This window comes from Rhodocytophaga rosea, assembly GCF_010119975.1.
Taxonomy (GTDB): domain Bacteria; phylum Bacteroidota; class Bacteroidia; order Cytophagales; family 172606-1; genus Rhodocytophaga; species Rhodocytophaga rosea.
In genome coordinates, this window is the sequence record NZ_CP048222.1 from 1810485 (window position 1) to 1822573 (window position 12089).

Below are 12089 nucleotides of genomic sequence, written 5' to 3' on the forward strand. Positions count from 1 at the left end.
TATATCATAGAAAACATACTTATCAAAGTTAAGCTATTATTTGGGTAAACAAAACAAACAAGCCCTTGTTATAAACCTGCTGTACTACCTTATAAATATTAAATACACATGTAAGGTAAATGCTTAAAATTAACTTTATTAAAATAAACATTTGCGTTGCTTAATACCCAAGCCGGGTGTAACTTTGAGCGTTTTCGATTTGTTAATTATTTGTTAAACTAATTTTAATACAATTTTCATATGAGTTGGATTACCCAAACGCTTACCAGTACAATTGGCCGCAAACTGGTAATGGCGCTCACCGGATTATTCCTGGTTTCTTTTCTGTTTGTCCACCTGTCGGGCAACCTGCTTATGTTCAGAGGTGATGGCGGACAAGCATTTAATGAATATTCTCACTTTATGTCTACTGCTGGCATCATCAGGGTGCTTGAAATTGTTTTAGTGCTCGGTGTAGTGATTCACGTATATACGTCTGTTGTACTTACCCGACGGAATCAGAAAGCAAGACCCCAGGCATATGCCTATAACAATCCATCTGCAAATAGCTCCTGGTTTTCCAGGAATATGGGTTTATCGGGAAGTATCGTGCTTATTTTTCTGATAACGCATATTCAGAATTTCTGGTATCGATATAAGTTTGGGGATCCGGGAATAGATCAGTGGGGTAATAAAGATATGTATAATCTGGTAGTTACCGTTTTCCGTCAGGAATGGTGGCTCTCTATTTTGTACATTATAGCCATGGTATTGCTCTCCTTTCACCTGATGCATGGCTTTCAAAGTGGTTTCCAAAGCCTGGGAATCCGGCATACTAAGTACACTCCACTCATTCAGAAAATAGGCCTGGTGATTGCAATCCTTTTTCCGGCGGCTTTTGCGGCTTTTCCGCTGTACTTTTTACTATCTGGCTTATAACAACAATGCTTATAAATGGGTTAGAACAGATTAAAAAGTATTTGGTTTAACTCATTGTAATCTGTTTTATTTACACATACATTTAACTTAGGCTAAAGCCGAAAGGTGTATAGCAAAACGCTGACATATATGACATTAGAATCTAAAGTTCCGGAAGGCCCTCTGGCAGACAAATGGACCAAGCATAAGTTTAACTTAAAGCTGGTAAATCCTGCCAACAAGAGGAAATACGATATAATTGTAGTGGGAACCGGACTGGCTGGCGCCTCTGCCGCTGCCTCTCTGGCTGAACTTGGCTACAATGTAAAAGCTTTTACTTTTCACGATAGCCCCCGCCGCGCGCACAGTATTGCCGCGCAGGGCGGTATTAATGCAGCCAAAAATTATCAGAATGATGGCGATAGCGTCTATCGCCTATTTTATGACACCGTAAAAGGGGGAGACTACCGGGCAAGAGAAGGAAATGTGTACCGCCTGGCAGAAGTAAGTGTGAATATTATAGACCAGTGTGTAGCGCAAGGTGTACCGTTTGCCCGTGAATATGGTGGCTTACTCGCCAACCGTTCTTTTGGAGGTGCCCAGGTCTCCAGAACATTTTATGCCCGTGGCCAGACTGGACAGCAGTTGTTGCTGGGTGCGTATAGCGCCATGAGCCGTCAGGTGGCAAGTGGTAAAATAAAATTGTATACCCGTTCCGAAATGCTCGACTTGGTGATGGTAGATGGCAGGGCCCGTGGTATTATTACCCGCAACCTGATTACCGGCCAGATTGAATCTCATAGCGGACATGCTGTATTGCTGTGTACCGGAGGATATGGCAACGTATTTTACCTCTCTACTAATGCCATGGGTTGTAATGTAAGTGCTACCTGGCGTGCGCACAAAAAAGGTGCTTTCTTTGGAAATCCCTGCTTTACCCAGATCCATCCCACCTGTATTCCAGTATCCGGAGAGTACCAGTCAAAGTTGACGCTGATGTCGGAATCGTTGCGGAATGATGGACGGGTGTGGGTACCGAAAAAACAAGGTGATACACGTAAGCCCGAAGATATACCCGAACAAGAGCGGGATTATTTTCTGGAAAGAAGATATCCCTCTTTTGGTAACCTGGTTCCCCGTGATGTGGCTTCCCGGAATGCCAAATATGTATGTGATGAAGGCCGTGGCGTAGGTGATACCAAACTAGCTGTTTACCTCGATTTTGCAGATGCCATCAAACGCGATAGTGAAAAAGTGATCTCAGCCAAATATGGTAACCTGTTTGAAATGTATGAGAAAATTACCGGTGAAAATCCATATAAAACCCCCATGCGCATTTATCCTGCGGTACACTATACTATGGGTGGCTTGTGGGTAGATTATAATCTAATGACCACTATACCTGGTTGTTATGCGTTGGGTGAAGCTAACTTCTCTGATCACGGCGCTAACCGACTGGGAGCAAGTGCACTGATGCAAGGTTTAGCTGATGGTTATTTTGTAATTCCATATACCATTGGTGACTATCTGGCTACTTTACCTGCGGCAAAAGTTGAAGCTTCTCACCCGGCCTTTCAGGAAGCAGAAAAGGGAGTAAGAGATATGATTACCCGGCTGCTTTCCATTAATGGCAAAAAAACAGTAGATACGTTCCATAAGGAACTAGGTAAGATCATGTGGGATTTCTGCGGTATGTCACGCCATGCAGAAGGATTGAAAGGGGCTAAAGCTAAAATAAAAGCCTTGAAAGAAGAATTCTGGCGAGATGTAAAAGTGCTGGGTGTTAACGAAGAACTCAATCAGACACTGGAAAAAGCAAGCCGGGTGGCTGACTTTATCGAACTGGGCGAATTGATGGTAGACGATGCCCTGAACCGCAATGAATCCTGTGGCGGACACTTCCGGGAAGAATACCAGACGGAAGATGGAGAAGCTAAACGCGATGATGCCAACTACTCATATGTTGCCGCCTGGGAATACAAAGGCCCTGGCAAAGAAGAGGAATTACACAAAGAAGATCTGATTTTTGAAAACGTAAAACTCACACAAAGAAGCTATAAATAATGAGTTGTGAACAGCAGATCATAAAAGTATAATATTGATTTTTCTGCTGTTCATCTATCTCTAATCATTAATCTCTATACAAATGAAACTCACACTGAGAATATGGCGGCAAAAACATGCCAATGCAGAAGGTAAACTGGCAGATTACAATGTAGACGTAAATTCACATATGTCTTTTCTGGAAATGCTGGATGACCTGAACGAAAAACTGGCTGCAAAAGGAGAAGAGCCTATCGCTTTCGACCACGACTGCCGCGAAGGAATTTGTGGAACCTGTAATCTTTACATCAATGGCAGACCCCACGGACCGATCCGTACGACTACCTGTCAGTTGCATATGCGTCATTTTAAAGATGGCGAAACTATTGTAATTGAACCCTGGCGTGCCAGAAGTTTTCCGATTGTAAAAGACCTGATCGTAGACCGTTCTGCCTTTGACCGGATCGTTCAAGCTGGTGGATATATTTCGGTGAATACAGGAAGTGCCCGCGATGCCAATGAAACGCCGATTCCTAAAATAGTGGCCGATGAAGCTTTCAACTCTGCGGCTTGTATCGGCTGTGGCGCCTGTGTAGCGGCTTGCAAAAATGCTTCTGCCATGCTGTTTGTAGGAGCTCAGGTAAGCAAATTTGCATTATTGCCCCAGGGAAAAGCAGAACGCAAATTGCGTGCTGAAAAAATGGTAGCGCAAATGGATGTTGAAGGATTTGGTGCTTGTACCAATACTGGTGCCTGCTCCGCAGAATGTCCCGTTGGTATCGATATGACCAATATTGCCCGCTTGTATAGAGAATACACTGGCGCTAAACTGACTTCAGACAATGTTTAATCACTTGAATAGTTAAATAGGCTATTTTACTATAATAATTTAACCATTCAACTACATACACCGCTGAACGATTATTCAGCGGTGTATTTTTTTGCGCTATACAAGAATCCGAAGGCTTCTCCCTTATTACGGTCCCTGTTTTTGTGGTGTACCTTGTGTGCCCGGATGATGTTTTTCAGATAAGGATTTCCCGGACGGGCATTAAACCGGATGCGGCGGTGAACAATTATATCGTGAAAAACAAAGTATACAACGCCATACAACGTAATTCCTATTCCTGTCCAAAACAGCCAGTACCACTCTTCCCGGTACGTTAATCCAATCATCATACTGCCAACCGCCGGTATAGAAAAAAGGACTGCAAACAGATCATTCCGCTCAAATATACCTTCATTGGGGCTATGGTGGGATTTATGCCAGTTCCACATAAAGCCATGCATTACATATTTATGCATAAACCAGGCTAACGCTTCCATAGCGACAAAAGCTATCAGTGTGATCAGAATATAGTACCAATACATAGGATTCTTATAAATTGAATCGTTCCGTGTTTATTTGTAAGTCTCTTGTTAAAACAACGTACCCAACCTTTACTTATTTACTCACATTCAATTCTTTCACCTTGTATAATTTCCACCAGGGCGTACCCGGAGCATGGTGATGCTCATAATGATAGCCAAAGAAATAACAGCTCAGAAAAGCCAGAACATGGTTTTTCGACTGGCTATTCGATTGGTGAATATTATCCGGTGCGTGTTCGCCTTTATGTGGCAGGTAGGTTCCAAAATAAAATAATTGCAAAGTTGATAGCAAAGAAGGAACAACCCAGAAGGTGATCACATTACTTTCCGGGGATACCAGGATAAGTAAATTATAGGTTACGGCTGCCAGTATAATCTGCCCTATACTTACATACTGCTTCATAAAATGAAAGTACCAGATAAAGAAATTACCTTTATAATAGTCCGGATCTTTGCCTGATTTCACATACTTATGATGCTCGTGGTGTTTAGGGAATAAACGGCTATAAGAGTTATATACAAATAAAGTAGCACAAAGCTGTCCAATCAATTTATTGAGTTTTTTGTTTTTAGCTACCACTCCATGCATGGCATCATGCGCTGTAATAAACAGGCCGGTAAACAAATGTGTTTGTAGTAAAACAAACAGGTAAGTAAGCGGAGAATAAAAATTGACGCTATATCTAAAAAGCAGATATGCCAGCAAACCAGCCCAGCTGCCTATAATCAGGCAGGCTATCACAATTCCGGTATTTGTATCAGACGAATGCTTCATGGTAGAAAAATCATAGAAAGGCTGCCAACCGGAAGCAATTTATAAAGATATTAATTGATCTCGCACTTGTTCCATCAGCCACATCGGCGTAGAAGTAGCCCCACAAATGCCAATCGTTTCTCCAGCTGTAAACCAGCTTGTATTCAAATCTTCTACACTGGAAACGAAATACGTCTGCGGATTGGTTTCCTTACACACATTATACAACACTTTTCCATTAGATGATTTGGAACCCGATACAAACATAATTTTATCGAATTTCCCGGCAAATATTCTTAACTCTTTATCCCGGTTAGAAACCTGCCGGCAGATGGTGTCATTCGTTTCTACCTCAATGCCCGCGTCGGTTAATTGCCGGGAAATTTCGTAGAACTTATTTGTACTTTTGGTCGTCTGGCTGTAAAGAGTGAGTTGTTTGGGTAAGGCACTCATATCGAGTTCAGCCATATCCTGAAAAACTACCGCTTCATTATTGGTCTGCCCCAGTAAACCCACTACTTCTGCATGTCCATGTTTGCCATATATATAAATATTTTGGTCTTTGTCAAACGAATTCTTAATGCGGTTCTGCAATTTTAGCACTACCGGGCAGGAAGCATCAATCAGTTCCAGATTATTTTTGAGCGCCATTTCATAAGTAGCAGGCGGCTCGCCATGCGCCCGGATCAATACTTTCTCATCTCGTAATCCTACTAAGTCTTCTGTGAGATAATACGCAAGCCTTTCGCCTCCAGGCGCTTTACTTCTTCATCGTTGTGTACGATATCACCCAGGCAATATAAGTAGCCTTGTTCATCGAGAATGTCTTCCGCCATTTCTATGGCATACACCACTCCAAAACAAAAGCCTGAGTTATGATCGATGGTTACTTGCAGGTTCAGCATATGGATACAACTCTAAAACCAAAAAATAGTTTTGGAAGTTGGAAAATTGAAGATGGAGGATGGAAAAGGATATATAGCAATTGTTTCCTAAAAAATGTACCGGCTCAGCTTTCTAATAAACTGTTGTTATGAAGCATCCTGATATAAATTCCATATGCTATTACAACTCACTATCTATTGTCCGTCTGCTAACTTTCAAGGGCAATTTTTACCTGTTTCACTTCCTGGGCCGTACATCTGCCGCTTTCCAGCATAAACTTACCGATGCTTTGTCGAAGCGGTTTTTCTAATCCTTCATCTTTCAAATGTTCAATAATCACTGATTTATCCTCTTGTAATTCTTTATCGGACCGTAGGAATGCCGGGAGATAATGCTGTATGGAAAACCGGAGAAAGCGGATTTCTACATCCTGCGGACGCAGTTGTATGGCTTGCTGCAGGCTTTCATTCGATTTTTTTAAATAACTGAGCTTGGTATAGGGATTGAAAGCATGCTTGGCTTTCAGGGCTTCTGTGGCACCTTTATAAGCAATAAGTAAAGGTTCGGTTCCAGCCGTTTTGCTCAGTTTCTTCAATAATTCATCTGTTTTGTTATCACTGTTAACCGCTTCAATATATTCTTGCCGGATCGTATTCATATCGGTTGATGGATTATCTCCAGCTGTAAGCGCACTAAATAAGATCAGTACCAGGAGTGTAAGGATATTCATCCTTTTATGAACTCATTTAATTCTATTTCGTTGCATAAAATCTCAGTTTTCTTCCTGGTAAATTTATGCAGACCACTTCTCACAATTAGAGATAGTTTTGTTTAACATGAAAATAAGCCAGCTGGTATTAACCGTTATGCCCTGACAGAGCAGTTTCTAACTGACCTTATTCAGGTAGTTTTTGCAGGAATAGGCCTGTATACAATTAAACGAATTAAAAAAAACAGGCCAATCATAAAAAATACAATTAAGGCAAATAAAGGCATGCGGCGGCTTCCTGTACTATCTTCAATAAATGCATAGGTAGCCGTGCCCAGCACAATGCCTGTTTTCTCCGTGAATTCGTAAAAACTGAAATACGAAGCATGATCTTTGGTTTCTGGCAACAACCTGGAATAGGTCGACCTCGACATACTTTGAATCCCTCCCATTACCATACCTACAATAACAGCCAGTATATAAAATTGCAAAGCGGTATAAATAAAATAAGCTGCAACACAAATCAGCATACACACCAGTACGCCAGTGGATAATGTTTGCAGATTCCCTGCTTTTTTAGCTATATATACAAATAGCATTGCCCCTCCGATGCCTACTAACTGGATGATCAGCAAAACTGCAATCAGGTTGCCTTCCGGTAACTTTAATTCTTTCGCACCAAATATGCCAGCCAGGTACATAATGCATTGAAACCCCATACTATAAAAAAAGAATCCTAACAGGAAGGTTTTTAGAATAGCATCTTGTTTCACTTCTGCCATTACACTTTTTAATTCGTAAAATCCTTTCAACAGGTAGTTGGTATCAGTTTTTTTTTCATGCACACTATCCGGTAAATAATACAAAGAGTAGGCTGAAAACCCTAACCACCACACACCCACCATCACAAAAGAGATTCTGGCTGGCAAAGTACCTGCTTGTAAACCAAACCAATCTGGTTTTTGAATAATTACCAGGTTCATAATTAATAACAATACACTTCCAATATATCCCAAGGAGTATCCTTTGGCACTTAAGCTATCAAAACGATCCGGGGTAGCGATCTGGGGTAGAAAAGCATTATAAAACACAAGGCTTCCGGCATAGCCTATACTTGCCACAATGAAACAAACAATACCTAATGAGATATGCTGGCTATCGAAAAAATACAGGGTTATACAGGCGATACTGCCCATATATACAAAAAACTTCATAAACAGCTTCTTGTTTCCGCTGTAATCGGCAATACCAGAGAGAAGAGGGGAAATGAAAGCAACAAGCAGAAAAGCAATAGATAATGAATAGGTATACACTACTGAGCTGCTTTTGGTCATCCACAAAAAAGGAATCTGGTCACTGCCATCTGGCTTGGTTGTTACGGCTGTAAAGTAGATAGGAAAAACTGCCGTTGCAATGGTAAGGGTGTATACAGAATTGGCCCAGTCGTACAGGCACCAGGCATTTAATACCTTGGGATTGTTCTTTTCCACCAATGGCCCGGAAGTAAGTGTAAGAGGCTTACTGTTCATATTAATACATTATCAGCAACCTGAGAACCAAGAAATAGCGTTGAATATAAAACCTATTGCTATTGAGGGTTACTATAAATGTATCATAATCCTGTAAAAAACAAAAGTCTTTCCGCAGATGCAGAAAGACTTTTGTTATATAACTTATTTTTGTATTTACATACCAGCGGCTGCGACACCAGCACGAACAGATGAGTAATTAATCTTCAATGCATTAGCTTCGCGTAATTGCAATTTTACATCATTCAGAATACCCATTTTGGTTTCATTATCTACTTTCAGGGACATCCAGATCATAGCTCTTTCAGCTTCAGGTAATTTTGCCTTTTCCAGTTCTACAAACTGTGGAATGCCAGTAGTTGGAATAAATACATCATCTACTTGTACCCGGGGTTCTGTTCCATGCTGACCAGGCTCTTTCGGTTTTCCTACATAAATATAACTTACCAAAGACTTTTGCTCAATTTCCTGTAACTGGGTGGCTGCAGGCAATCGCTGCTGCACCATAATACTAGTATCCCGCATTCTGGTTGTTACCATGAAAAAGAACAAAAGAATGAAAATAATATCCGGCAATGATGCCGTAGATATTGTCGGATTTGCGTTTGATTTTTTGCTAAACTTTGCCATATTCTTTTACTTTACAACGCTTGTAGGTTCGGCCTCAGATAAACGGCGGGGATATACTTTTTGGGCATATTTCAGCAATTCATCTTCTTTTGGATTTTTTTCATCTAATTGTAGATACCGCTCTACACTGATACCTAATTTCTCCGCACGTAATTCATTATAAGCCGCAATCAGTTCATCCAGAACCTTTACATATACTTTGTAATCTGTACCCCTATCTGTTTTCAAAGAAACCACTGCTTTCTCTGGACTTTCAGACAAAGTTGGATCAGCGTTGTTATTAGACAAGAATTTTTTACATTCTTCTTTCAATATCCGCACATCCATAGGTTCATCTTCTACCAGGAGTTGATTTCTGGAGTTAACAATTACCTTAAATACATTTTTGTCTTTCAAGTTAACATCAACAGGTGCAGTTGGATCTTTCTTTGGAGGCAGCAGCATATTCAAACCTTTGTCTGCACCAATGGTAGTAGTTACCAGGAAAAAGATTAACAGCAGAAAGGCAATATCAGCCATTGAGCTGGCGTTAATTTCAGGGATTGCCCTGCTTTTTTTCTTTGCCATAGATTTAAAATTTTACTTAACTAAATTAGAAATCTCAGTATATACGATTCCAATTACAGCAATAATAGTCATTATATAAGAAGCTATTAATGCGCCGCCTATCGCTTTAGATCCGCCTTCACCCACTCCAAAAGGAATATAGGTTGGTCTTACTTCATTATCAGAAATCATATATCCTATAAGAAATAATACCAACATCGCAACCAGGCCTAAGCCGGATTTAACTAAAGATTTAGGGTCGCCGGCGGCCTGAAATATAGGTGCAATTACAGCACCTAAAGCTGCTATAATACACATTATATACGATATATATAATGCTACATCTATCCAGCCTGTTCCCTCTTGCGAAACAGGAGCAGCTTCCTGTGCCATAAGCTCAGTAGAACCGATTACTGATATACCAATAAACGTTATAAGTACTAAAAAAAGTGCCTTCTTCATAGTTATTTTTATATATTATCTTAAACCGCCTTTTGTTATGTTATATTTTACTAAAGTATCTACCAGGGTGATAGAAGCATCTTCCATCTGGCTTACAATAGAATCAATTTTAGTAACGAGGTAGTTATAAAATACCTGAAGAATAATAGCTACAATCAAACCACCTACGGTAGTAATCAAAGCCACCTGGATACCGCTAGCAACTACTGTTGGAGAAACGTCACCGGCAGCAGCAATAGCCTGGAAGGCGAAGATCATACCCACAACCGTTCCCAAGAAACCAAGCATTGGGGCAAGTGCAATAAAGAGAGACAACCAAACCAAACCTTTTTCCAGTTTACCCATTTCTACGGAACCATAAGATACAATAGATTTTTCTACCATATCTACGCCTTCAGGAGCCCGCATCAGGCCTTGTGTAAAAATAGAGGCAACCGGTCCGCGGGTGCTTCTGGTAACTTCTTTAGCAGCTTCTACGCCACCAGTGTTCAGCGCATCTTCTACCCTGGTTAATAATTTTTTAGTGTTGGTGGAAGCCAGATTCAAGGTAATGATCCTTTCGATGGCAATAGCCAGGCCGAAAATGAAACAAAGAAGAATAGGCACCATGTATTCCACACCACCGGAAATAAAATTTTCTTTTACGATCTGATGGAAACTTTGCTCTTCTGCTACAGCATCATCTGTAGCAGTGGATACAGGAACACCAGCATCTTCTGTTGCCGTGGTGGCTGTGTCTGTTGCTGTTGTTGTAGAGGTTGTGTCTTGTGCCATCAGGTTTGCAGAAAAGCCAAGGGTCAGGGTACCGGCAAGCATCAAAGAAGCTAATAACTTTTTCATAGTTTGATTGTTAGCGATTGTATTAGGTTTAAAAGGTTTATAAATTTTAAAAAATTTCAGTTATCAAAAGTAATTTCGCTGTACCCAAGAGAGCAGAGAGGAAGGGATTCGAACCCTCGATACCCTTTAGAGGTATACACACTTTCCAGGCGTGCTCCTTCAACCACTCGGACACCTCTCTTTTTTGAATTAAACACAATCTTGTGGCACAAAGAAATCAAGAAAAAAGTGCATATGCAAGTTTTAAAATAATTTTTTACTACCAAATCTTAGTAAAATGATATGATTTGAACCTGCAATCAAAGCATCTCTCCTCTTATCGGGCAAATTAATTGTTTTTTCACGTCTTCCAAAAAATTTTCTCTTCCCAGCAAGTACATCATTTTGGTAATACCTGCTTCTGTTGTTAAATCTTTTCCGCTTAAAACGCCAATTTCCGCTAATTTCTTACTGGTTTCATACTTGCCCTGTACTACCTTTCCGCCGCTGCATTGTGAAATATTCAGAATAATCACCTGACGGTCAATGGCCTCTGCCAAAGCATCAATAAACCCAGCCGATGTAGGCGCATTTCCTGAACCATATGTTTCCAATACTAAGCCTTTCAATCCCGGAATATGCAAAATATTATTTACTATATTCAAATGAATCCCAGGAAATAATTTTAGTATAGCCACATTTGAGTTCATTTTTGTACAGCATTTAATATCGTTTGCACGCTTATAAGGCATTATTAGCTGTTTGTTATAGTCAATGCTTATGCCTGCCTCTGCCAGAGCCGGATAATTGTCGGAATAAAAGGCATCAAAATGGGCACTTTCTACTTTTTTGGCCCGGTTGCCTCTCCACAAAAAATTATTAAAATAGATACATACTTCTGGTACCATGGGATTACCCTCTGCATTTCTTGCTGAAGCTATTTCCAGGGCTGTAATCAGATTTCTCCGGGCATCGGTCCGTACGGCACCTATTGGAATCTGAGAGCCTGTAAAGATCACCGGCTTATTCAGATTTTCGAGCAAGAAACTCAACGCAGAGGCACTGTATGCCATGGTATCTGTACCGTGGAGAATTACAAATCCGTCATATAGCTCATAATTGTTATAAATAATTTGAGCCATTTCTATCCAGTGTTCAGGAGTTACATTGGAGGAATCTATCGGCTTTGCAAATGCAATAACAGTCAGTTCAAAATCAAAACGGCTCAACTCCGGTACGCGCTCCACAATATGTTCAAAATCGAACGGCACCAGTTGCCCGGCCCGGTTGTATACCATCCCGAATGTTCCGCCAGTATAGAGGGTAAGAATGGAAGTACTTGCCTGAGGAGTAGCGGCTGTCCGGATTTTAACGGTGGTGTACATGAAAAATGAGTGATTGAGAGATGGAGGGATTATATGGTTGAATTACTGAATTACTGAAT

General features: G+C 40.7%; 12 protein-coding genes, 1 tRNA gene and 1 pseudogene. 3 read left to right on the forward strand and 11 right to left on the reverse strand.

Annotated features, from left to right (window positions below; genetic code table 11):
- Positions 1-240: 240 nt before the first annotated feature.
- The 3 genes from GXP67_RS07550 to GXP67_RS07560 all read left to right on the forward strand — a co-directional run bounded on the left by GXP67_RS07550 (position 241) and on the right by GXP67_RS07560 (position 3790).
- A complete protein-coding gene (locus GXP67_RS07550) occupies positions 241-918 on the forward strand; it encodes a succinate dehydrogenase cytochrome b subunit (RefSeq protein ID WP_162442574.1) in 678 nt (225 codons plus the stop codon).
- Between the two features lie 129 nt (positions 919-1047).
- Positions 1048-2961, forward strand: a complete 1914-nt coding sequence (locus GXP67_RS07555; protein WP_162442575.1) for a fumarate reductase/succinate dehydrogenase flavoprotein subunit — start codon at positions 1048-1050, stop codon at positions 2959-2961.
- 82 nt (positions 2962-3043) lie between these two features.
- The gene (locus tag GXP67_RS07560) at positions 3044-3790 is read left to right on the forward strand and encodes a succinate dehydrogenase/fumarate reductase iron-sulfur subunit (protein ID WP_162442576.1); all 747 of its coding nucleotides are present in this window, start codon (positions 3044-3046) and stop codon (positions 3788-3790) included.
- A 71-nt stretch (positions 3791-3861) separates the two neighbouring features.
- On the opposite strand, the gene GXP67_RS07565 is transcribed toward GXP67_RS07560, so the two are convergent.
- The 11 genes and pseudogenes from GXP67_RS07565 to GXP67_RS07615 form a co-directional block, all read right to left on the reverse strand.
- Positions 3862-4311 (reverse strand): sterol desaturase family protein, encoded by a 450-nt coding sequence (locus tag GXP67_RS07565; RefSeq protein ID WP_162442577.1) that lies wholly within the window; start codon positions 4309-4311, stop codon positions 3862-3864.
- A gap of 73 nt (positions 4312-4384) precedes the next feature.
- Positions 4385-5086, reverse strand: coding sequence for a fatty acid desaturase (locus tag GXP67_RS07570; protein WP_162442578.1), 702 nt, complete (start codon positions 5084-5086; stop codon positions 4385-4387).
- Positions 5087-5125: 39 nt separating this feature from the next.
- A pseudogene (locus GXP67_RS07575) lies at positions 5126-5970 on the reverse strand (4-hydroxy-3-methylbut-2-enyl diphosphate reductase).
- 188 nt (positions 5971-6158) lie between these two features.
- Positions 6159-6680, reverse strand: a complete 522-nt coding sequence (locus GXP67_RS07580; protein ID WP_162442579.1) for a hypothetical protein — start codon at positions 6678-6680, stop codon at positions 6159-6161.
- A gap of 170 nt (positions 6681-6850) precedes the next feature.
- Positions 6851-8188, reverse strand: a complete 1338-nt coding sequence (locus tag GXP67_RS07585) for an MFS transporter (RefSeq protein ID WP_162442580.1) — start codon at positions 8186-8188, stop codon at positions 6851-6853.
- A 156-nt stretch (positions 8189-8344) separates the two neighbouring features.
- Positions 8345-8818 (reverse strand): ExbD/TolR family protein, encoded by a 474-nt coding sequence (locus GXP67_RS07590; RefSeq protein WP_162442581.1) that lies wholly within the window; start codon positions 8816-8818, stop codon positions 8345-8347.
- 6 nt (positions 8819-8824) lie between these two features.
- Positions 8825-9385 (reverse strand): ExbD/TolR family protein, encoded by a 561-nt coding sequence (locus GXP67_RS07595; protein WP_162442582.1) that lies wholly within the window; start codon positions 9383-9385, stop codon positions 8825-8827.
- 12 nt (positions 9386-9397) lie between these two features.
- Positions 9398-9826 carry a hypothetical protein gene (locus tag GXP67_RS07600; RefSeq protein ID WP_162442583.1) on the reverse strand — a complete coding sequence of 143 codons (429 nt, stop codon included), beginning with the start codon at positions 9824-9826 and terminating at the stop codon, positions 9398-9400.
- 15 nt (positions 9827-9841) lie between these two features.
- The gene (locus tag GXP67_RS07605) at positions 9842-10666 is read right to left on the reverse strand and encodes a MotA/TolQ/ExbB proton channel family protein (protein WP_162442584.1); all 825 of its coding nucleotides are present in this window, start codon (positions 10664-10666) and stop codon (positions 9842-9844) included.
- 93 nt (positions 10667-10759) lie between these two features.
- Positions 10760-10847 (reverse strand) — tRNA-Ser (locus GXP67_RS07610).
- A 118-nt stretch (positions 10848-10965) separates the two neighbouring features.
- The gene (locus GXP67_RS07615) at positions 10966-12030 is read right to left on the reverse strand and encodes an asparaginase (protein ID WP_162442585.1); all 1065 of its coding nucleotides are present in this window, start codon (positions 12028-12030) and stop codon (positions 10966-10968) included.
- Between the last annotated feature and the right edge of the window lie 59 nt (positions 12031-12089).

What these genes read in the sequence shown, in the direction of transcription:
- GXP67_RS07590 (WP_162442581.1), bottom strand. Translation starts at nt 8,818, where the DNA reads ATGGCAAAGTTTAGCAAAAAATCAAACGCAAATCCGACAATATCTACG.
- GXP67_RS07595 (WP_162442582.1), bottom strand. Translation starts at nt 9,385, where the DNA reads ATGGCAAAGAAAAAAAGCAGGGCAATCCCTGAAATTAACGCCAGCTCA.
- GXP67_RS07600 (WP_162442583.1), bottom strand. Translation starts at nt 9,826, where the DNA reads ATGAAGAAGGCACTTTTTTTAGTACTTATAACGTTTATTGGTATATCA.
- GXP67_RS07605 (WP_162442584.1), bottom strand. Translation starts at nt 10,666, where the DNA reads ATGAAAAAGTTATTAGCTTCTTTGATGCTTGCCGGTACCCTGACCCTT.
- GXP67_RS07550 (WP_162442574.1), top strand. Translation starts at nt 241, where the DNA reads ATGAGTTGGATTACCCAAACGCTTACCAGTACAATTGGCCGCAAACTG.
- GXP67_RS07555 (WP_162442575.1), top strand. Translation starts at nt 1,048, where the DNA reads ATGACATTAGAATCTAAAGTTCCGGAAGGCCCTCTGGCAGACAAATGG.
- GXP67_RS07570 (WP_162442578.1), bottom strand. Translation starts at nt 5,086, where the DNA reads ATGAAGCATTCGTCTGATACAAATACCGGAATTGTGATAGCCTGCCTG.
- GXP67_RS07615 (WP_162442585.1), bottom strand. Translation starts at nt 12,030, where the DNA reads ATGTACACCACCGTTAAAATCCGGACAGCCGCTACTCCTCAGGCAAGT.
- GXP67_RS07585 (WP_162442580.1), bottom strand. Translation starts at nt 8,188, where the DNA reads ATGAACAGTAAGCCTCTTACACTTACTTCCGGGCCATTGGTGGAAAAG.
- GXP67_RS07565 (WP_162442577.1), bottom strand. Translation starts at nt 4,311, where the DNA reads ATGTATTGGTACTATATTCTGATCACACTGATAGCTTTTGTCGCTATG.
- GXP67_RS07560 (WP_162442576.1), top strand. Translation starts at nt 3,044, where the DNA reads ATGAAACTCACACTGAGAATATGGCGGCAAAAACATGCCAATGCAGAA.
- GXP67_RS07580 (WP_162442579.1), bottom strand. Translation starts at nt 6,680, where the DNA reads ATGAATATCCTTACACTCCTGGTACTGATCTTATTTAGTGCGCTTACA.